This window comes from Paenibacillus sp. PvP094 (assembly GCF_040546835.1).
Lineage (GTDB): Bacteria > Bacillota > Bacilli > Paenibacillales > Paenibacillaceae > Paenibacillus > Paenibacillus illinoisensis.
The window spans coordinates 5,179,927-5,199,785 of the sequence record NZ_JBEPOM010000001.1 but is presented as its reverse complement, the minus strand read 5'-3'; the positions used below and the strand labels follow the sequence as shown (position 1 = coordinate 5,199,785).

The window sequence follows — 19,859 nt, the reverse complement described above, 5'->3', positions numbered from 1 at the left end:
ATACCTTTCTTTGACCTTCTTCTGTAGTGATATATCGAAACTGATGGACATCCCCCCTTTCAAGTACCATGACAACCTCATCCCTTGATCGAGCCGATCATTACGCCTTTGACAAAGTACTTCTGCAGGAAAGGATACAAAATCAGCAGCGGCAGACTGGATACCATGATGACACCATATTTGATCAGTTCCGTTACGCGCATCTTTGCCGCATAGGATTCCACATCTACCATCATGCCGGAGTTTACCTGATTCTGGACGAGAATATTGCGAAGCACCAGTTGTAGCGGATATTTATTTTCGTCGTTTAAATAGATCAAAGCGTCAAAGAATCCATTCCAAAACCCGACGACATGATACAGCACCATGACGGCTAATATTGACTTGGATAAAGGCAATACAATGCTCCAAAAGAATCTGGTATTTGAACAACCGTCAATCGAAGCGGCTTCCCACATTTCATCCGGGATGGAGGACTGAAAGAAAGTCCTTACAATAATGACATTCATTATGCCGCCAGCACCGGGGATCACAAGTGCCCAAATCGTGTTAAGCATATGAAGATCCTTGATTAACAAATACGTAGGGATCAACCCGCCGCTAAAAAACATGGTGATCAGTAAAAACCACATGATGGCCGATCTTCCAACCAGATTCTTTCGGGCTAACGGATAAGCTGCAAATACGGTAACACCTACTCCGATCAAGGTTCCTAAACCCGCATACAACAAAGAGTTGGCATATCCGATCCATATGGAAGAGTCACTGAATATTCGTTCATAGCCATCGAGCGTGAAGCCCTTTGGAAATAGCCATACTTCCCCCGAATAAATCAGATTGGGATCACTGAATGAAGCGATCAGTACAAAATACAGCGGAAATAAAACAATCAGCATAACTACGGTCAAAGAAAAATAGTTGATAGCGTCAAACCATGCGTCCCCTCTGGTTTTTCTCTTCAAAAATTGGTTCACAGTGAATCCCCCCTACCACAAACTGGTTTCGGTTAATTTTTTGGCGATCCGGTTGACGATGACAATCAGGATGATATTGATGACAGAATTAAACAGTCCCACTGCGGTAGAAAAGCTGTACTGCGCCTTCTGAATCCCCAATTCATATACATAGGTTGGAATGATATTCGAGGTGGCATAGTTCAGATCGCTTTGCATAAGAAATGCTTTCTCGAAACCAATGCTCATGACGTTCCCGAGTGCGAGAATGAGCAGGATGACAATGGTCGGCAAGATGGACGGAATGTCAACGTACCATACACGCTTCCATTTACTTGCTCCATCCACAATCGCAGCTTCATGCAGCTCGGGATTAACCCCGGCAAGGGCAGCCAGGTAAATAATCGTGGCAAAACCAGTCTCTTGCCATATCCCTGACAAAATGTACAAAGGACGAAACCATCCCTCGTCAGCCATGAATAGAATGGGGTCTCCACCGAACCAGGTAATAATGTGGTTCACGATCCCGCTGTTTGGCGATAAAAAAACATGGAGCATACCGACGAGGACAACAGTAGAAATAAAGTGCGGTGCATATATGACCGTCTGGATAAATTTCTTGTATCGCTTGCCTAACATCTGATTCAGCATAATCGCGATAATAATTGGGGCAGGGAAGCTGAACACAAGTGATAGAAAACTAAGTGTTAGCGTGTTTTCTATGATCGTCCAAAAGTTATATGAATTGAAAAAATCAATAAAATGTCGGAACCCTACCCATTCGCTGCCCCAAATTCCCTGACTCGGCGAAAAATCCTTAAATGCAATTTGTACTCCGTACATCGGATAGTACTTGAACAGGAGGTAAATCAGAATGATCGGCAGCAGGAACAGATACAGTTCATAGTCGCGTTTGACTCGACTCCAAGTTTTACGATTTTCTTTGATCAGGGGCTGATCTCCCCCAAAATCTCTTGAATTCATCCTCATACTCCCTTTCTTTACAGAATGCATTTTATTTTTGAAACGTTTCCAAAAAAAATGAAACGTTTCCAATTTAGTATAAGAAAAACGTCATCCGGTAATTCCACCGGTGAAGCAGCCGGAACAGCTGATGTTTTTCTAGTAATAATTGAAGGGTATACTATTTATTTCGAGGAATTAATCAAGTAGTTTCGCCTTTTCTAAAGATGACCGGAAGACGATAAACTTCCTTGTCCAATGTTTCGCCATCGATCTTTTTGTAGAGCAGCCTGATCGTTGTACGAGCCATCTCCTCTACAGGTTGTCTGATCGTTGACAATATCGGATGGAAATAAGTATGATCCTGAATGCCGTCATATCCGATGACCTTTACATCCTCCGGAACGCGAATGCCCTGCTTGCCTGCTCTTTCAATATATTTGGCGGCGAACATATCGGTAATGGCAAAAATGCCGTCCACATCCCGATGCTCCTTTAGAAACTCGCCAAAATAGGCATCATCGTCTACAACCGGGTCTGGCTTTTCGTATATAACATAGTCGACTCCCATTGCTTTGGCTTCATGAATAAAACCTTCTCTCCGATTCATCGTTTCGCTGAAAACGGATGTAACACTTCCCATAAAAGCCGGTTTTTGGGCTCCCGCTTTGACAAGTTCCCTTAACGCCAGACGTCCACCTTCATAATTGTCCGAAGTAACGCATGTGATTTTCTTGTTGAAGTGCCTGTCGATACTGACAATCGGAATGTCATTGCTTACGAAATTTTCGATATCGTTGTACGTAATGCCGACAATACCTGCCACTTTATTTTGCTGAAGCATATCCAGATAATACAATTCCTTTTCAGGTTTGCCGCCGCTGTTGCACAGCATCAGCTTAAAACCTTCCCGGTCCAACTCATCTTCGATGTAATAAGCCAGTTCAGAAAAATAGGGATGCCAGATACTTGGGAGCAGCAGTGCTACCATCTTGGACTTCCGCATTTTGAAATTTCGTGCAATCTCATTAGGGATATAATTCAACTCTTGTATGGCCTTCTCTACTTTTTTGCGTGTTGCGGGTTTTACAGAGCCTGAATTGTTAATGACCCGGGACACGGTCCCCACAGCTACACCAGCTAAGGTGGCTACATCTTTAATACTTGACATTTAACCCCCCACTTAATCTCTTTTATGAAAGTCATCATATCATCAAATTGGAAACGTTTCAATACCTTTCTTTGAAGCGCTTTCTTCTATTACTTTTCCGTGCTTTCTTAGTTCTATTACGCTATAGTTTCCCGTTAGATCAATGATTATTGTTATTCAAATTCAGTTCTGACGGTTGTCCTTCACATCAGTTACTGTATACATTACTCAATCTAGAGCATGCCTTCATTGATCTATAAACTTGAAAGAAGTACAAAGTCTAAGAACAGACTTCATACTTCTTTTTCTGAATGCTATACCTTATTTCAATTTGCCTTTAATTAGTCTCGTATAATTTCGCTGTTGATGTTACATCTAAAGAATAGCCAATCATTCGAATGGCAATTTGCATTCTTGTTCAACTTATTGTTCCTCTTTAAGCTTAACGTACATCAATTCGCGTAGCTATTTCCCAGACCATGGCATTTGAATTTATGCTTTGGGTTTTTCTTGACATCTTCTTCCTGAAGTTCATACATAGCTATCTTATAGTTTAGTTCTTCCAAGTGTCTTATTTTCTCTTCAATGTTCTTTTGCACTTCTATTTTATGCTTAACCAACATATCGTGTCTTTGCAAGAAGGTAGAATTTCCTTCTTCATATAGATCTTTATATTCCTTTATCTGAGCAATTGACATTCCAGTTTCTCTGAGACAACGTATAAAAGAAATCCAATCCAAATGTCCTTCACTGTAAACCCTTCGCCCTATTTCATCACGCGATACATTCGGCAGTATCCCTTGCTCTTCATAGAATCGAAGTGTCTTTGCCGTGATATTAAAGTTTTCCAACACATGTTTCATCGAGTATAACATTTCACTCACCCCTTACTACAGTTACTGTAACTCAAACAATATAACAAATGATTATAATATTCCAAAAAAATCTTAATTCTTATGTAAAAAAATTTATATTTGACTTGCCCTAAGGTTAACACATTACACTTTAGTAGAACTTGAAACAAATTAAAATGAATGAGAGGTTAATAAAATGAATCAAAAATACAGTAAGTTTTTTGACTCCTTCACCTTCAAAAGCGGAGTAACGATCAAGAATAGAGTTGTTATGGCACCCATGACAACATGGTCAAGTAATGATGACCTTACCATTTCGGATGACGAAGTAAAGTATTACAAACACAGAGTGAATGGAGTAGGACTCGTCATTACAGGTTGTACTCATGTTACACCTAATGGGCAGGGTTTTACGAATGAATTCGCAGGGTACAATGATGAATTTACTCCAAGTTTACGAAAATTAGCTGAGGCAGCAAAAAGTGGAGGAGCTCCTGCGATCCTACAGATTTTCCATGCAGGCAATAAAGCCATACCTGGATTGGATGCAGTTAGTGTGAGTGCATTGAAAGCCGAAGCTACTAATCCTTTTGAAATAAGCGTAGAAACAAGAGAGCTAGAACATGCGGAAATCCTGTCAATTATACGTGCTTTTGGCGACACAGCAAGAAGAGCGATTGAAGCCGGATTTGATGGCGTCGAAATTCATGGGGCTCATGGATTTTTAATTCAGAATTTCTGGTCGCCAGCGACAAACCAACGGACAGACCAATGGGGAGGATCACTTGAAAATCGCTTGCGTTTTCCATTGGCGATTATTGAAGAAGTCAAAAATGTCATTGAAAAACATGCTAAAAAACCATTCATTTTAGGATACCGATTTTCACCTGAAGAATCCTCCAAAGTGGACGGATTACGTCTGAAAGACACTTATGAATTAATTGATAACCTTGTTGAACAGGATTTGGATTATATACATGCTTCATTATTTGATAAGTCTATAAAGCCTGTAGATAGTCAAGAAGAAAAAACATGGCTTGAATTAATTCTTGAAAGAGCAAACGGTAAGGTCCCTGTGATGGCTGCTGGTTCCATAATAACACCGGATGATGCTCTTAAAGCTGTGGACTTAGGATTACCACTAGTCGCCATTGGACATGCATTAATTATGAATCCCGATTGGGTTGAAAAAGTGGAAAATGGACGTGAAGCCGAAGTCGAAACCGAGCTGGATATTTCAAAACTCGACCAACTTCTTATTCCAGGAAAACTTTGGGATCAGATTCAAGTATCGCCAGGTTGGTTTAATATCAAGAAATAAAAAAGCTGCCCTTTGGGGCAGCTTTTTTATTTCTTGCAACTATCCTGCCCGCTAGCTGAATTGTTACAAAGATAAGACCGGATTTATTTGCGCTCTGGTCTTCCTTCTTACTCTTTTAAACTCACCATTAATTCGGCTCTCTGCTTTACCACTACTTGTGATACGGTTCAGCGCGAATGATCTTAAACTAACCTGCCCGTTAGTTGAACAAAAAATTTTCTCCTTTAAGATATTTCACAAAATAATCTTGAATAACTGATGGGAAATTTTCTGCCCCTTTTGGATTAATATCAGAACAGGAACATTTGTTCAGGAATTCCAGCCGCTTGCCTAACTTTGCCGTATGTTTCAAAATTTTAGATCGTAAGCACAGCTTTGCCTGTAAAGCGGCGATTGATTAATTGACGTGCCACGGCGTCAATCTGCTCCCAGGATTCTTGCACCGCGATAACCGTCTGCAATTTGCCTGCTTCAACCAACCGAGCGAGCATAGCAAGATCTTGCGAAGGCGCATGGCGGTTCATTTCTTCACCGAGAAAAAAGCTATACAGCGTCCTTCCGCCTAAACCGAGTATGTGCAAAGAAGAGGTATCTGAAGAAGAATGACCCAGGGATACGCAGACGCCTTGTGGGATCAACTGCGGGAAAAGAGCGGCAAGCGTATCTCCGCCAACGGAATCGAGGATAAAATCATACGGGCCATTCGTAGCGATGGCTTTCGTCACGTCTTCCCCGACAAGGACTTCATCTGCGCCAAAAGCCATAGCTTGCTTGGCCTTGGACTCGGAACGGGCAACGCCGATTGAATAAGCGCCAGATAAGGCAGCCAACTGATGAGCGAATGCACCGACCCCTCCGGTTGAACCTGTAATTAACACTCGCTTGCCTAGCAAGAGTCCTCCTTTACGCAAGGCGTATAGAGCCGAGAGGCCGGCAACTGGCAAGGCAGCAGCTTGTTCGAAGGTGATCTCGTCAGGAATTTCAGCCAGAGTGAGGGCAGGTACCGCGATTTGCTCCGCCCAGGCTCCCGTTAGCAAAAGACCAACCACTCGGCTCCCTTTCTTGGGGCCAACGCCATTTGAGGCCTGCTGCCGTACAATACCAGAGAAATCCCAGCCGGGCCTGCTCGTTTCCTGGCGCTGGATTGCATCGACGACTTCGCCGCGATTAAGTGAAAAGGCTTTAACTTCCACGATGGTCTCCCACGGTTGTGCTCGAGGTGTTTCGACTTCCTGAATAGTGAATGGATCTTTGTTGTGCGGGTTGACAACAATCGCACGTATCATGATGATCCCCCCTTTTCAATGTATGGTGAGTTGGTATACTTTGTAGTATATCTGCAGCAATTTCATTTCCCAAGTGCAGAACTACACCTGTTTTTGAATGGGAGGAACACCGTGACGACATCGAATCAAGATAGAAGCGCTGCCGAATTAAAACGTGTACTAGACATGATTGAACGGCTTCGGATACAGCGGCAGCAGAACCCGGGTAAGATTGTCTCCCGGATCCAGAACATGAAGCGTTTTACCCAACAGGAATTGAATGATGAGGCTTGCGGCACATACAAAAACTTGCTGATGGGACGTTCTCGACGCTTGCCTGATCGTCAAACCCTTATGGACATCGCGAATTATTTGGAATGCACAGGCGAAGAACGAAATGATCTGCTTCTATCCGCAGGTTATGTGCCGATTCCCCTTCCCTTATCTGACCGACAATTGGACCGGGTTCTGGACCAAACCAGATCCATGATGCATCAGTTGCCTTACCCGGGGATGATCGTAACCGATGTGCTGGATATCGTCGGATATAATGAGGCTTTCTGTAACATGTTTGGTCTGTCCGATTTTTCTTTTGCCTCCAACCCGCCTAATATGATTGATCTTCATTTCAATAAGGATATGCCTATTCGAGCGGCTTCTTCCTTTGACGAGAAGTCGCGGGCCCGCTGGGAGTCCCATGGAATTGTTGGCATTCAAACTTTTAAGAGCCACCACCCGGCTCTATTTGTTGACCCTAAATATGCGCGTTTTCATGGCTTGATGGAGAAATATGCAGAGCTTCGCGAGTTTTGGAATAGAGAGGCATGGACGGTTGAGCAGGATTTGAAGACGGCGAAATACTTCCTCGCGCGGCAGCCAGGCTCAGCAGAACGTAGACCCATACGGTATAACCAACTGCACCTTGCCGTGACCGATCAAGCTTACCCGCGAATCGAATTCTTTGTACCGGCGGATGAATCCGCACGGCAAGTGTTTGCTGCTTGGGGTTGTGCTATTGATTGCTCATTTAAAAGTGGGCCCTACGCATGATATAAATGACGATTTGAACATGTGAAACTGATTGTAGCCTGCCCGTTAGCTTAATGAATTAATGGAAAATAACGATTAGATATACGACTAATCTGGAATAGGAACATGTTCTTGTCCATTTCGGCAATCGGTACAAGTTCTTGTCCTTGGCTTGGGATAAGAAGTTGTACCTATAAAATAAAAAAGCCGCTAAAATAGCGACTTTGATTGGAACAATGTTCTTGTACCCCATTGACGATTGACGTTGTTCTTCCCTTTATTTTATCCGGGTAACGCCAAACCTCCTCTTGGTGCAGATTCTTTTGTATTTTTACTCGCTTTGCACAGTGAATTTATAATAACTTTAAGCTTTGCGAAGCATTTGTCTCGCGCTTAGCTGTGAAAGCATATCCTTCGTCATGACCTTCAAGTCGTAGCGGGCATGAAATCCCCATTCTGTTTTCGCTGCCGTCGCATCAATGGAATGCGGCCAGCTATCGGCAATCGCCTGTCTTTTCGGATCAACCTCATAATCGAGGACAAAGCCGGGTAACTCTTCCCGAATCGCTGCAGCGATTGCCTCCGGATCCACGCTCATTGCAGTAACATTAAATGAGTTTCGATGCGTCAACCGGAATGAATCCGCTTCCATTAAATCGATGATAGCGTTCAGGGCATCCGGCATATACATCATGTCCATGTTTGTGTCTTTGGCGATATAAGATGTATACCGGCCAGCCGTCACGGCTGCGTAATATATTTCCACCGCGTAATCCGTCGTTCCTCCGCCGGGAGGCGTCATATAAGATATCAAGCCCGGGAATCGCAACCCCCTAGTATCCAGGCCGTACTTGTGAAAATAATAATCACAAAGCAGTTCGCCGGACACTTTGTTCACACCGTACATCGTATTGGGCCTCTGGATCGTATCCTGCGGGGTATTGTATTTCGGAGTCGTAGGGCCAAAAGATCCAATGGAGCTTGGAGTGAACAATTGGCAACCGAGCTCTCTGGATATTTCAAGTGCATTCATCAATCCGCCCATATTCAAATTCCAGGCAAGCAGGGGTTTCTCCTCTGCAGTAGCCGACAGCAGCGCAGCCAAATGGATGATGGTATCCACTTCGTACCGCTTGGCGATTTCAAACATTGCCTTATCATTTGTCACATCCAGCAGCTCGAATGGTCCTGATCGGGTAATTTCGTGGGCTGATGACCTGAGATCCGTAGCAACGACATGATCCGCACCATAAATCTCACGTAATTTAACAACTAACTCAGAACCGATTTGACCCAGTGCTCCAGTCACCAAAATCGTGTTCATAAGACATTCCTCCCGAAATATACTCCCGCAAATGCAGCTAAATCAGCTTCATTTCCTTGCCAACTTTCTCATAAACAGAGATCACCTGGTCGAGCATCTCCTTGGTATGAGCAGCTGTCGGCATGTTGCGTATTCTTCCAGTTCCTTTCGGGACCGTAGGAAATACGATTGCCTTGGCATAGACGCCTTCTTCATAGAGCCGTTTGCTGAACTGTTGGGTGGTTACTTCATCGCCAATGATACAAGGTGTGATTGGAGTTTCACTTTGGCCTACATCATATCCAAGCCGGCTCAAGCGTTCTTTCAAATGATTGCTATTCTCCCACAGCTTATCGATCAGCTCTTTGTCATTCATCAAAATGTCGATAGAAGCGCTACAGGAAGCGATTGCAGCCGGAGGTAGCGATGTCGAATACAGAAACGGACGGCTTCTCAGTTTCAGCCATTCGATCAATTGTTTTTTACCCGCCACATAACCGCCGACAACACCGATTGCCTTGGAAAGAGTACCAATTTGAAAGTCAATGCGGTCGGACAATTCAAAATGTTTCACGGTTCCTGCACCTGCTCCGAGAACGCCCGAACCGTGGGCATCGTCCACATAAGTAATCAGATCGAATTCTTCTGCTATTTTCACGATTTCGGGCAGCTTTGCTATATCACCATCCATGGAGAAAACCCCGTCGGTGATGACCATAATTTTATGGTACTGACCGGATTCCTTGGCCTCTTTCGCCAGCCGTCTTAAATCATTCATATCCGAATGTTTAAAGCGAATCACCTTGGCTCTCGACAGGCGGCAGCCATCAATAATTGAAGCGTGGTTCAGCTCATCGGATAAAATCGCATCATGCTGGTCCATTACCGCAGATATAGCAGCCATATTACAGTTAAATCCCGATTGATACACGATAACGGCTTCCGTTTTTTTGAAACGAGCCAGTTTTTCTTCAAGCTCAATATGAAGGTCCATCGTACCATTAATTGTTCTCACAGCCCCTGCCCCTGCCCCGTATGTCAGCGCCGCCTTAACTGAAGCATCAATCAGGCGGTAATCTGTTGCCAAGCCCAAATAGTTATTAGAAGACAAATTGATTAGGGACTTTCCGTCAATACGAATAACAGGACCATTTGCACCCTGCAGTGTATCGATGAAGTTATATAGACCTTTATTCTTTAGATCTTCGATGTTCGAACTTAAAAATTGGTCCAATACTTGACTTGACATTCGATTCCCTCCTTGATATACATTTGTCCTCATACAGGAGACATGTTATTCTGTGAAAAACCTTGTTATACATGGGGTTATACTGATTTCAATGTAGCATCTTTTTTATTCTTTGTACACATGTGGAGGACAAAAAGTAAAAAAATACGCAAATATACATAGTGATTATTCTCCCATCCCCAGAAGCAATCGCTATTAGATTTTTTGTTTATATTTTTTGCTGCTCCGTAACTTCTTGTGCAGCCATTATTTCTTTGTTTATTGCTTTAAATCAAGCAATTTACCCCAGTCCAAACGGGATTCTTACGTGGCCAACGCAATGAGATGAGTCCGTACAGGAACGCTTGCCGAAGTTAGGGTCGCCTCACCACTTAGGTATCCATCTAATCGGAAAAAGGAACATGTTCTTGTCCTTTGCTTGGGACAAGAACTTGTACCGATAAAATAAAAAAGCCGCTAAATTAGCGACTTCAATGGGAATATGTTCTTGTCCCTCGACACATTAATGGAGATTCCATTATAAGCATAGTACAGTACTAAAAACCGTGGTTCTCTAATTGAACGTTCTGTTGAATCATGCTGTCATAAGCTAATAAAGAACCTTTATATAATTTCATTTTTTCAAGAAATTGAAACCATTCTTCTTTTTCTACATTCGAAACTATTTCATCATATTTCTTACCGAAAACAAAATTCAAAAGAAATGTATCTAAGTTTACAAAATCTTGCAACCTTATAAGGCTTCCCTCATCTTTTATTAGAATTAATGAACCAGAAGACCTGTCTATACAAAGCGGTTGATAAATCACTTGTCCTATCTCAAGCCATCTATCAATAAAATCCGAGAATTCTCTCACCCTAAATTGATTATCAGGTAATTCCTCATAGGACCAAAAATTAATCGCCCCACACTATGCACCATTTGTTTTTTTAGAAATGATTTGTACGGAGTTAGATGAAGAGAATTGAACTTAATACTAGCGATCACATCATTGAACTCACCAATTATTATTCCGATGTGTATCCTCTTTCAAGCTTATCTTTAGCCTGTTAATTATATCTTCTAAAAGATTGTTCATCTTAAATAGTACTCCCATATGTACATCTTATTAACAGACAATGAATTTTTCTAAATTATATCCATTAAACAACTTACACATTTCAAGACAGATCTTCTATTTTCAAACTATCCTGCCCGTTAGCCGTCCATGCCCCTCTCGGGGCACCACAGCGTAATGAAAATTTTGATGCGGCGATTAATCTATTCTTACGGCTGGTGAGGAAGGGTGTTAAGCACTCTTAATGTTCTAATTTCTCATACATCCTAAGAAGCACCGTTTTTAAAAACCACTAAAGCTGGGCTTAGTTTCATGCTGCCATTTCTGGATTTCTACTATGAGTAATTTTCGAGATAGATATCGATATGATTAAAAGAGAAACGTTATTTTGTTTTTTTAGCAGCATGGCGGAAATATTTTATCACCCTTCGATACATTGTCTTGTCCTTTAATTGGTTGAAAATATAAGGGTCCGGTTTGACGTTCACCTCAATAATCCAGGGTTTCAAACTCCGGTCCAGTCCAATATCAACGCCGATTTGCTTAAGGTACGGGTATTTTTTCTTCATGTGGCGTGCAATTCGTAATCCAAGCTCATTCATCTCCTGGATGAGTTCATTTCTGCGTTTCAGGGATGCATGAGATTCCAGCAGTCTGTGAACATCCATTGGTTTACCACCGCTGTGATAATTGGTCACGATTTTTTTCGGATGACCGAGTCGGCCGATGATTCCCGTTGCCTCCCACTGACTGTCGGGACTTAACTGTATCATGACTCTGATATCAAAACGCCTCTTGTTGTGCTTAAGCAGATCGATTCCTCTCTGAATGAGATAGCTTCTTTTATGCACCAGACGTACAAGACTTGCATGGAACGAGTCAAAGTTATCAAACGACAGTCGTTTTTGTTCAATCTGATAGGTGAAATTCTGATGACTCAGCATCTCCGCCTTTATGACACCCATTCCGTAAGTGCCAATCTCGGGTTTAATATAAACCATACCGTATCTGCTGATCATGGACCACAGGCTGGCTTTGTTAAATCGCTGCGTATCAGGTATAAATGGTTTGATAGAACCATTATTGAGGATCACTTTTGTTTTCAACCATTTGCTTCTTAACGGCTTCAATTTATCAACCCCCATATAACACTTCTCCCTTCAACAAATGAATCCAACCCTGATGTTTCATCAAGATCATGCAGTATATGTAATACCGATAAAACTACCCTAAACAAATGCCCTTGTTCGTAAAAATGGTATATTCGCACATGCCCTGACCAAACCAATTTTGCACACATATCATGAACAAGATGTAACCATTTGTCCAGGGAGTTGAGAAGATGCCAGTTCAGCATGGAAAACAGTTAAATCGTGGGCCTATGATCGATGTTCTTATACCTGCGATTGAAAAAGATTTGAGCACCCTTCCTCAGGTTATCGATAGCATTCGCCGTTATGTGCGGCACCCGATTGGACAGATTTATATTGTTTCCCCGACCAGCAACAAAATCAGAAACCTTTGTTCCCGCAAAAACTGCATTTTTGTTAACGAGCGGTCAGTCCTGCCTATCACCAAAAACGATATACACTATCAATCATCCCGCTGGGACCGCTCAGGCTGGTTATATCAACAACTGCTTAAAATGAACGGGGATCACATTGTGAGAGCGAAGCACTTTCTGGTGATGGATGCGGATACGGTGCTCATTAAACCTCATTCATTTATTGTTGAAAATAAGACGGTATTTTACTGTCGCGACTGGAGTCAGCCAGAATATTTCAACACCTACCGCAAGCTGTTAAAAATGAAAGCGCCGCGCCCACGCTCTTTTGTCACCCATTATATGCTGTTCGAAAAATCGAAACTCGCTGCTTTGAAAAAGAAAATCGAAACGATCCATCAGCTGCCATGGTACAAAGCGATTATCTCGAATATCAATAAGAAGAAGCAGTTTGGGTTCTCTGAGTATGAAACCTATGCCAATTTTATGTATTCGAACAACCCGGCCAGCATGACCCTAAAGAGTTCCATGAATAAAAGTCTGAACATGAACGCTTCTTCGTTAAAAGAACAACAAATTCGCAATTTTGCGCTTAAATACCGATCTCTTTCCTTTCACAAACGTAAAATCTATAGCAAAACTCCCCGAGCTTAGGAGGAAGCCAATGCATATCGTACTGCTATGTGGCGGCGCAGGCAAAAGGCTTTGGCCGCTGTCCAATGAGCTTCGCTCCAAGCTGTTCGTGGATATACTTCCGTCACCTGCAGGCGGAAGAGAATCCATGATCAGCAGAGTATGCCGCCAGCTTGACAGCTCAGGCCTACTGGACCAAACGCTCATCATTTCACATCAGGACCAGACCGACATTACAGCCCGTCATACCAAAGGCAAGATACCCGTCATTGGAGAACCTTTTAAGCGAGGGACTTTTACCGCAGCTGCCTTGGCGACCTTGTATCTGAAATCCTCCGGAGCGGCTGAACCTGACGATATGATTTGTATCGCCCCAGCGGATGTGTTCGCAGATGAGGACTTTTTCAGGAGCTTCAAATTACTTCCGGATATATTGAAACAGACTCATGCCGATATCATTTTAATTGGGACAAGGCCCACATACGCTTCAGAACAATATGGATACATCCTGCCAGGAAAAAAAGAACCTAATGGTTATGCACCGGTTACACAATTCATAGAGAAACCTGAATTGGATGTCGCTGAAACCCTGCTACAGCATGGCGCATTGTGGAACTGCGGGGTGTATGCCTTCTCTCTTGCGTTTATGTTGTCCCATATTGAAAAAAATGGCCTTCCGGTTCATTACGATCAATTGTTAGCCCTGTATGAACAGTTGCCTGAACGCAGTTTTGACAAACAAGTTGCTGAACAATCGCAACGGGCTGTTGTACTGCCATATGAGGGTGTATGGCAGGATATCGGGAGCTGGGATGCTCTTTGTGATCAGTTGGATTCCAATGTATTGGGACATGGCAAAATATCCGAATCCTCCCCGGATTCCTACATCGTTAACGAGCTCCCCTACCCGATCCACGTCATCGGAGTCCCAGGTATTATCACTGTCGCAAGTCCGGACGGAATTCTCATAGCCAACAAAAAAGATTCAAATGAAATTAAAGAGCAATTGGGCAGTATTCCACTGCAACCGATGTACGTCGAGGCAACTTGGGGCAGCTATCGCGTCATGGAGAGATCGGTAGAAGACGAAAATACAACCGTAACCACATTAAATATGACGCTTTTGCCTGGCAAACATATCGGATTACGCCAGCATCGATTAGGGTGCCGAGCATGGACTGTCATTTCAGGCAGTGGGCAGGTGCTTATTAACGGGCAGATCAGGCAGGTGACCACAGGCAATCAGTTTGCAATTACCTTGAATAGCCTCTTTTCTATTCTGGCCGAAACCAGGATGGTAATTCTTGAGGTCCAGCTTGGCGTACCGGAGAATGAGGACAGCATGCCTTATGAAGCAGAGGATTGGAAGGTAATGATTGATCGCGCAGGATCTTATAAATCACCGGATTAATGCAAGATGAAGAAAAAAGCCGCCCATATGACGACTCCTTATGCTTTCTAGACAAAGGTAAGCCTTACGGAAAGAGCTTTATGGTCCTTCGCACTCGTGAAGGACCATAAAGCTTTCCATACGTTCTTAAAGCTTATTGAGGAGCAAACGGATCAACAACCTATGATCATTTTGGAATCAACAGGACATTACCATCTTCCTGTTACTCGTTTTCTCGAAGATCATCATTAATTGTTTGAAGTCGTTAATCCGATGCTGGTCTATCAGCCAAGAATACTAATAGAATGTAATGCATGGTTTCGACAAAGGTAATAATTTATGCTTCTTATCAGCTAAACCTATCTGATTCGAAATTGGTATTGAATTTGGGATGTAAACTTGCATTTATAAACCGATCGGTTTATACTGACACAAACGGTATAGAAAGTGAGGAAAACTTAATGAATAATTTAACTCCCCCATTCACTCGTGAGACAGCAATCCAAAAAACTCGTATGGCCGAAGACAGCTGGAATAGCCGAGACCCTCAGCGCGTCTCACTTGTGTATACTGAGGATTGTTATTGGAGAAATCGGAGCGAATTTATAACAGGTCGCCAAGAAATTGTCTCTTTACTAACTAGAAAATGGGCCAAAGAACTGGACTACCGCCTGATCAAGGAGCTTTGGTCATTTACGGATAACCGTATTGCCGTTCGATTCGCATATGAATGGCATGATGATAGTGGCAATTGGTTCAGATCGTATGGAAACGAGAATTGGGAATTCGCTGACGACGGCTTGATGAAGCGTAGATTTGCTTCGATTAATGACATGCCGATTAAGGAAGAGGAACGAAAATTTCATTGGCCTCTGGGCACGCGCCCTGCTGAACACCCAAGCCTAAGTGAGTTAAACCTATGACTCGTACCGTTTTTGAAAAATCTGATGTCATCCCTCTTATTACTGAGGTATTTCGTGAATTAGGTTATGAGGGGGCATCTTTGAGTAAAATTACAGCCCGGACGCGTCTATCTAAAGGAAGCTTATATTATTTCTTTCCGGGTGGAAAAGATGAGATGGCTGCTGAAATTCTTGCTCATATTGATCAATGGTTTATTAGAAACATTTTTGAACCGCTCGAAAAGAATGAACCCCGGGCAGCCATTGATCATATGTGGCAAGAGGTCGATACTTATTTTCAATCTGGTCAGCGTATATGTCTTATTGGTGCATTCGCATTGGACGAAACAAGAGATCGATTCGCTGCTGTAATTCAGCAATATTTTATACGATGGATTGAAGCCTTAAGCGCGGCACTAGTTCAAACAGGTATCTCTAAAGAGACGGCTGACCAAATTTCAGAGGAAACAATTGCTAGTATCCAAGGGGCATTAATTCTAAGTAGAGCACTTCATGATGAATCCTATTTTGAACGTGCGTTGGCAAATCTATCACAACGAGTCTCAAGTTATGTTTCTAAAAGCAACTCTGGTCACTGACGCAAAAGTGTTTTTTAGTAAAACTAGCGGAATTTCTTCACCAAAAAACAAGTGATTTTTTCTTAAGGATTTCAATAGAGACTGTATGGGGGGCAAAATCATGAGCAATTTTGTGGCAGATCAATTGGGATTTGTTCGCCGTCAAGCAGTTGAATATGTGAGGAATATAAATGACTCCGCCTCGGAAACCATTCCACCAGGTTTGAAAAACAATATAAAATGGAATCTAGGCCACATGTATGTTATACATGAGAAGTTCGCTTTCCAACTTACGGGGGAAGAAACCAATTATCCTGCTAATTTTAGCAAGTTGTTTGATCCAGGAACGCAACCGTCTGACTGGAATATAGAGCCTCCAACGATGTCTCAAATAATCGCCTTGTTAACTGAACAAATTGAAAGGGTTGAATCGATACTTTCAAGCAAATTAAAAGAAGAAATCAATCCTCATTACAAGTCTTCTACAGGACTTATCTTTACAAATGTAGAAGAATTACTGGGTTTTCTAATTTACCATGAAGCAATGCACTTTGCAACAATTAAAAATATCAAGAGCATAAATGAAAGTTAGGATTAATAAAGAATTTGTTAAATCGACCATTCTGGCAATCGGTACAAAATCTTGTCCCTAGATAACTAGAATTACAGTACTCTCCTTAACCGCATAACTATCTTTTGTTAAATAGTGGGCATTCGAGCCTTGCAGTAAAACAGAAGCCGCCTACATCGGCAAATGCAACAGGGTCGCCAACGCTGATTCCTTGGGCTTATCTGTAGAGCGAAATTAAAGGCACCCAAATGGGTGCCTTCGATGTTCTTACTGTCTCTCTTTGGCAAGTTGGATAAACGAACTCAAATCCATCAACCAACCTTGTTGGGACACTCGTTCACTGTACAGAACGTGCAAGTGCTGCGACCGAACCGCGGAAATCGGGTCTGCCGTCAGCCGTCCACAAAAGCTCCGTCACAAATGTATGGCGATTCGGATCGTACAGCGGATCTCCTATAATGTTCTTGTAGGTTCTTGCGTGAAACACAAATAGCGTCTTTTCGTCGGCCTCTGACACCGTGAAGGAATTATGACCAGGACCATACATCGAGATACTCTCATCTGTCGAGAAAACCGCTGCTTGCGACTTGCGCCATGAGGTGGCATCGAGCAAATCAGCATCCGCATCGGCTTCAAGCAGGCCCATGCAATAATTGAAATCAGTGGCGCTAGCCGAATAAGAAAGGAATACCCGATTACCCTTGCGAAGAAATGCTGCGCCTTCGTTCACTTTATAACCAATGATCTCCCAGTCATATTCCGGCATCGAAATCATCGTTTGCGGCCCAGTCAGCGTCCACGGATTGCTCATTTTAGATATATACAGATTAGAGTTACCTTCGATATTCGGATCCTTTTGTGCCCATACGTAATAACGGCTGCCATTATGCTCAAAGGTAGTGCCATCGAGGGCGAAGCTTTCCCACGCGGTACGAACCTGTCCTCTTTCCGTCCAACTGCCTTCGAGCGGATTGGCATTGTCATTCTCTAGCACATACATCCGATGGTCGAACAAGCCTTCATTCGTATCCGTCGTGTGTGCGGCAGCGAAATACACGTACCATTTGTCATCAATAAAATGCAGTTCAGGCGCCCAAATGTTGGCACTAAGGATACCCGTCTCGCGTTTTCTCCAGATCACCACAGGAGTTGATGTCACAAGGCCCTCAAGGTTCTCAGCTCTACGGATTTCAATCCGATCATACTCCGGAACGGATGCTACGAAGTAATAATAACCGTCCGAATGTCGGTACATAAAAGGATCTGCTCTCTGCTCAATTAATGGTTGAATGTCGTGCAATGCTCTTTGTTGCATTTTCATCTTATCACCTGCTTCATCATAATATTTGCTACCCTTTAACAGCACCTGCAGTCATACCGTCTATAAAATATTTCTGGAAAGCAATAAACAGTATGAAAATTGGAATGATGGAGAAGAAGGAGCCCACGATCAATAGGTCATAGTTATTGCCATAAGGAGTTAACAACGTTTTCAAACCGATTGGAAGTGTATATTTACTCTGATCTCCTAATACCATGAATGGCCACAACAGATTATTCCAGCTATTCATACCATTAAGAATGGCCATTGCTGCAAAGGATGGCTTCATAATCGGCATAATGAGCCTGAAATAAATTGCATACTCGTTTGCGCCATCAACCCGCCCAGATTGAATAATCTCTTTGGGTATGCTTCTTAGATATTGCCTGAAGAAAAATATTGTCGCGGCATTGGCCACACCTGGCAGAATAATTGCCGAATAGCTATTCACCATTCCCAAATCATTAATTAGGCTGTACAAAGGAACCAGCAGTATTTCGAAAGGCACCATCATAATGAGCAAAACACATATAAAGAGGAAGTTCTTCCCTTTAAAATCATATGCTGCGAAACCATATCCAACAAATGCGCTTACAAAAAGTGTTAAAACCACTTGAACGATGGTTAAAGTCATACTGTTCCAAAACCAAACAAAATAATCATGTTCTCCAGTAAACAGATAGATGAAATTGTCAAAACTCATAATACTAAAATCCAAACTTAGGTTAAGACCATATCGAATTAATGATTCACCTGGTTTAAAGGAAGATAGGGCCACTGCATAGAATGGAATCATAATGATAACGAATAGTATAATGAACAAACAAATAATAACTATTCTGGAAATAAAATCATCCCTCGTCTGACTTTTGCCCACTTTAATCCTCCTCCTTTTTGAACATTCCACTTAATTTCAACTGCGTTAAATTGATAACCATAGCAATGACTAACAGAATGATACCAACTGCAGCTGCGTAACCCAGCTTATTCTTCTCAATCCCTTGTCTATACAGAAATCCAACAATGGTTAAGCCAATATTTTTCGGTGAATTGTTACCGTTAAACATCATCAGGCTCTCGGTAAACATAGCTAAACCTGCATAAACACTAATTGTCGTAACATATACCGTGGTCGGCTTCAATAATGGCATTGTGATCGTTCTAAACTTCTGCCAAGCCGATGCCCCGTCAATTGAAGCAGCCTCATAATATTCATTGTCAATGCTTTTCAAACCGGATAGATAGTAAAGCATATTAACACCTGTCCATCTCCAACATGCGAGGATTAACAGTGCTGCCATACTCCATTCTCCGTCTTTCAGGAATTTAATAGGCTCTACACCAAATAGACCTAGGAAACTGTTCATTAATGAACCTTCCATTTCACCGAATGTAAGGCGGAAAATGGTACCCGCAACTGCGACAGATGTCAATGCAGGGAGAAAGAACGAAGATTTAAAAAACTCTCTTCCCAGCATTAACTTACTGTTGATCATAACGGCGAATAACATGGGAAAGGGAATTAACAGCACTAAGGTTCCTAACATGTACACAACGCTATTTTTAATAGCCGTCAAAAACACTTTATCTGTAAGTAATTTCGAATAATTCGCTTCACCAACCCATTTAGGATCCTGTCCCAACATCTTATCTTGAAAGCTCATTACGAATGAATTTACAAGCGGATAGAACCAGAATAACAAAAATATGAGTATAAATGGCAATACAAAAACATAAGGTGCAACCTTTTGAGAGTATACAAATTTCTTTATCATATTCTCAATCTCCCTTGACTATGGTTAAACCTGCCGACTA

Annotated in this window: 19 protein-coding genes; 7 read left to right on the top strand and 12 right to left on the bottom strand. The window is 42.4% G+C overall.

Annotation, left to right across the window (positions count from 1 at the left end):
- Window positions 1-77: 77 nt before the first annotated feature.
- From ABIC22_RS23705 to ABIC22_RS23690, 4 genes are all read right to left on the bottom strand, one after another.
- A complete protein-coding gene (locus ABIC22_RS23705) occupies window positions 78-974 on the bottom strand; it encodes a carbohydrate ABC transporter permease (protein ID WP_145325332.1) in 897 nt (298 codons plus the stop codon).
- A gap of 12 nt (window positions 975-986) precedes the next feature.
- Complete coding sequence (locus ABIC22_RS23700) at window positions 987-1,937, bottom strand: ABC transporter permease (protein WP_354484267.1); 951 nt, start codon at window positions 1,935-1,937, stop codon at window positions 987-989.
- Between the two features lie 181 nt (window positions 1,938-2,118).
- The gene (locus tag ABIC22_RS23695) at window positions 2,119-3,087 is read right to left on the bottom strand and encodes a LacI family DNA-binding transcriptional regulator (RefSeq protein ID WP_354484265.1); all 969 of its coding nucleotides are present in this window, start codon (window positions 3,085-3,087) and stop codon (window positions 2,119-2,121) included.
- A 431-nt stretch (window positions 3,088-3,518) separates the two neighbouring features.
- On the bottom strand, window positions 3,519-3,941 hold the full coding sequence (locus ABIC22_RS23690; RefSeq protein ID WP_127537174.1) for a MerR family transcriptional regulator: 423 nt from the start codon (window positions 3,939-3,941) through the stop codon (window positions 3,519-3,521).
- A gap of 175 nt (window positions 3,942-4,116) precedes the next feature.
- Here ABIC22_RS23690 and ABIC22_RS23685 point away from each other — a divergent pair, with 175 nt between their 5' ends.
- Window positions 4,117-5,241 (top strand): NADH-dependent flavin oxidoreductase, encoded by a 1,125-nt coding sequence (locus tag ABIC22_RS23685; RefSeq protein WP_354484263.1) that lies wholly within the window; start codon window positions 4,117-4,119, stop codon window positions 5,239-5,241.
- 356 nt (window positions 5,242-5,597) lie between these two features.
- Here ABIC22_RS23685 and ABIC22_RS23680 read toward each other — a convergent pair whose 3' ends face one another.
- The gene (locus ABIC22_RS23680) at window positions 5,598-6,527 is read right to left on the bottom strand and encodes a zinc-binding dehydrogenase (RefSeq protein ID WP_354484261.1); all 930 of its coding nucleotides are present in this window, start codon (window positions 6,525-6,527) and stop codon (window positions 5,598-5,600) included.
- Between the two features lie 111 nt (window positions 6,528-6,638).
- Between ABIC22_RS23680 and ABIC22_RS23675 the strand changes: the two genes are divergently transcribed.
- Window positions 6,639-7,556, top strand: a complete 918-nt coding sequence (locus ABIC22_RS23675; RefSeq protein WP_354484259.1) for an MmyB family transcriptional regulator — start codon at window positions 6,639-6,641, stop codon at window positions 7,554-7,556.
- A gap of 343 nt (window positions 7,557-7,899) precedes the next feature.
- Here ABIC22_RS23675 and ABIC22_RS23670 read toward each other — a convergent pair whose 3' ends face one another.
- The 4 genes from ABIC22_RS23670 to ABIC22_RS23655 all read right to left on the bottom strand — a co-directional run bounded on the left by ABIC22_RS23670 (window position 7,900) and on the right by ABIC22_RS23655 (window position 12,290).
- Window positions 7,900-8,859 carry an L-threonine 3-dehydrogenase gene (locus ABIC22_RS23670; protein ID WP_354484257.1) on the bottom strand — a complete coding sequence of 320 codons (960 nt, stop codon included), beginning with the start codon at window positions 8,857-8,859 and terminating at the stop codon, window positions 7,900-7,902.
- Between the two features lie 37 nt (window positions 8,860-8,896).
- Complete coding sequence (locus tag ABIC22_RS23665; RefSeq protein WP_354484256.1) at window positions 8,897-10,087, bottom strand: glycine C-acetyltransferase; 1,191 nt, start codon at window positions 10,085-10,087, stop codon at window positions 8,897-8,899.
- Window positions 10,088-10,623: 536 nt separating this feature from the next.
- A complete protein-coding gene (locus tag ABIC22_RS23660) occupies window positions 10,624-10,896 on the bottom strand; it encodes a hypothetical protein (protein ID WP_354484254.1) in 273 nt (90 codons plus the stop codon).
- A gap of 632 nt (window positions 10,897-11,528) precedes the next feature.
- Window positions 11,529-12,290: a YheC/YheD family protein gene (locus ABIC22_RS23655; protein ID WP_354484252.1), complete on the bottom strand. Its 762-nt coding sequence runs from the start codon at window positions 12,288-12,290 to the stop codon at window positions 11,529-11,531.
- Window positions 12,291-12,487: 197 nt separating this feature from the next.
- On the opposite strand from ABIC22_RS23655, the gene ABIC22_RS23650 reads away from it, so the two are divergent.
- The 5 genes from ABIC22_RS23650 to ABIC22_RS23630 all read left to right on the top strand — a co-directional run bounded on the left by ABIC22_RS23650 (window position 12,488) and on the right by ABIC22_RS23630 (window position 16,744).
- Window positions 12,488-13,303 carry a DUF6492 family protein gene (locus ABIC22_RS23650; protein WP_127537162.1) on the top strand — a complete coding sequence of 272 codons (816 nt, stop codon included), beginning with the start codon at window positions 12,488-12,490 and terminating at the stop codon, window positions 13,301-13,303.
- 10 nt (window positions 13,304-13,313) lie between these two features.
- Window positions 13,314-14,693 (top strand): sugar phosphate nucleotidyltransferase, encoded by a 1,380-nt coding sequence (locus ABIC22_RS23645; protein ID WP_127537161.1) that lies wholly within the window; start codon window positions 13,314-13,316, stop codon window positions 14,691-14,693.
- Window positions 14,694-15,133: 440 nt separating this feature from the next.
- Window positions 15,134-15,595, top strand: coding sequence for a nuclear transport factor 2 family protein (locus ABIC22_RS23640; RefSeq protein WP_091029774.1), 462 nt, complete (start codon window positions 15,134-15,136; stop codon window positions 15,593-15,595).
- Window positions 15,592-16,173, top strand: coding sequence for a TetR/AcrR family transcriptional regulator (locus tag ABIC22_RS23635; RefSeq protein ID WP_354484249.1), 582 nt, complete (start codon window positions 15,592-15,594; stop codon window positions 16,171-16,173). Before ABIC22_RS23640 ends, ABIC22_RS23635 begins: the two co-directional genes overlap by 4 nt.
- 100 nt (window positions 16,174-16,273) lie before the next feature.
- A complete protein-coding gene (locus ABIC22_RS23630; RefSeq protein ID WP_354484247.1) occupies window positions 16,274-16,744 on the top strand; it encodes a DinB family protein in 471 nt (156 codons plus the stop codon).
- Window positions 16,745-17,060: 316 nt separating this feature from the next.
- Here the strand turns inward: ABIC22_RS23630 and ABIC22_RS23625 are convergent, their stop codons facing one another.
- The 3 genes from ABIC22_RS23625 to ABIC22_RS23615 are packed head-to-tail and all read right to left on the bottom strand — an operon-like array spanning window position 17,061 to window position 19,819.
- Window positions 17,061-18,044 carry a glycoside hydrolase family 43 protein gene (locus ABIC22_RS23625; protein WP_354484245.1) on the bottom strand — a complete coding sequence of 328 codons (984 nt, stop codon included), beginning with the start codon at window positions 18,042-18,044 and terminating at the stop codon, window positions 17,061-17,063.
- 28 nt (window positions 18,045-18,072) lie between these two features.
- Window positions 18,073-18,891: a carbohydrate ABC transporter permease gene (locus tag ABIC22_RS23620; protein ID WP_419720031.1), complete on the bottom strand. Its 819-nt coding sequence runs from the start codon at window positions 18,889-18,891 to the stop codon at window positions 18,073-18,075.
- A 31-nt stretch (window positions 18,892-18,922) separates the two neighbouring features.
- Window positions 18,923-19,819: a carbohydrate ABC transporter permease gene (locus ABIC22_RS23615; RefSeq protein WP_127537155.1), complete on the bottom strand. Its 897-nt coding sequence runs from the start codon at window positions 19,817-19,819 to the stop codon at window positions 18,923-18,925.
- Between the last annotated feature and the right edge of the window lie 40 nt (window positions 19,820-19,859).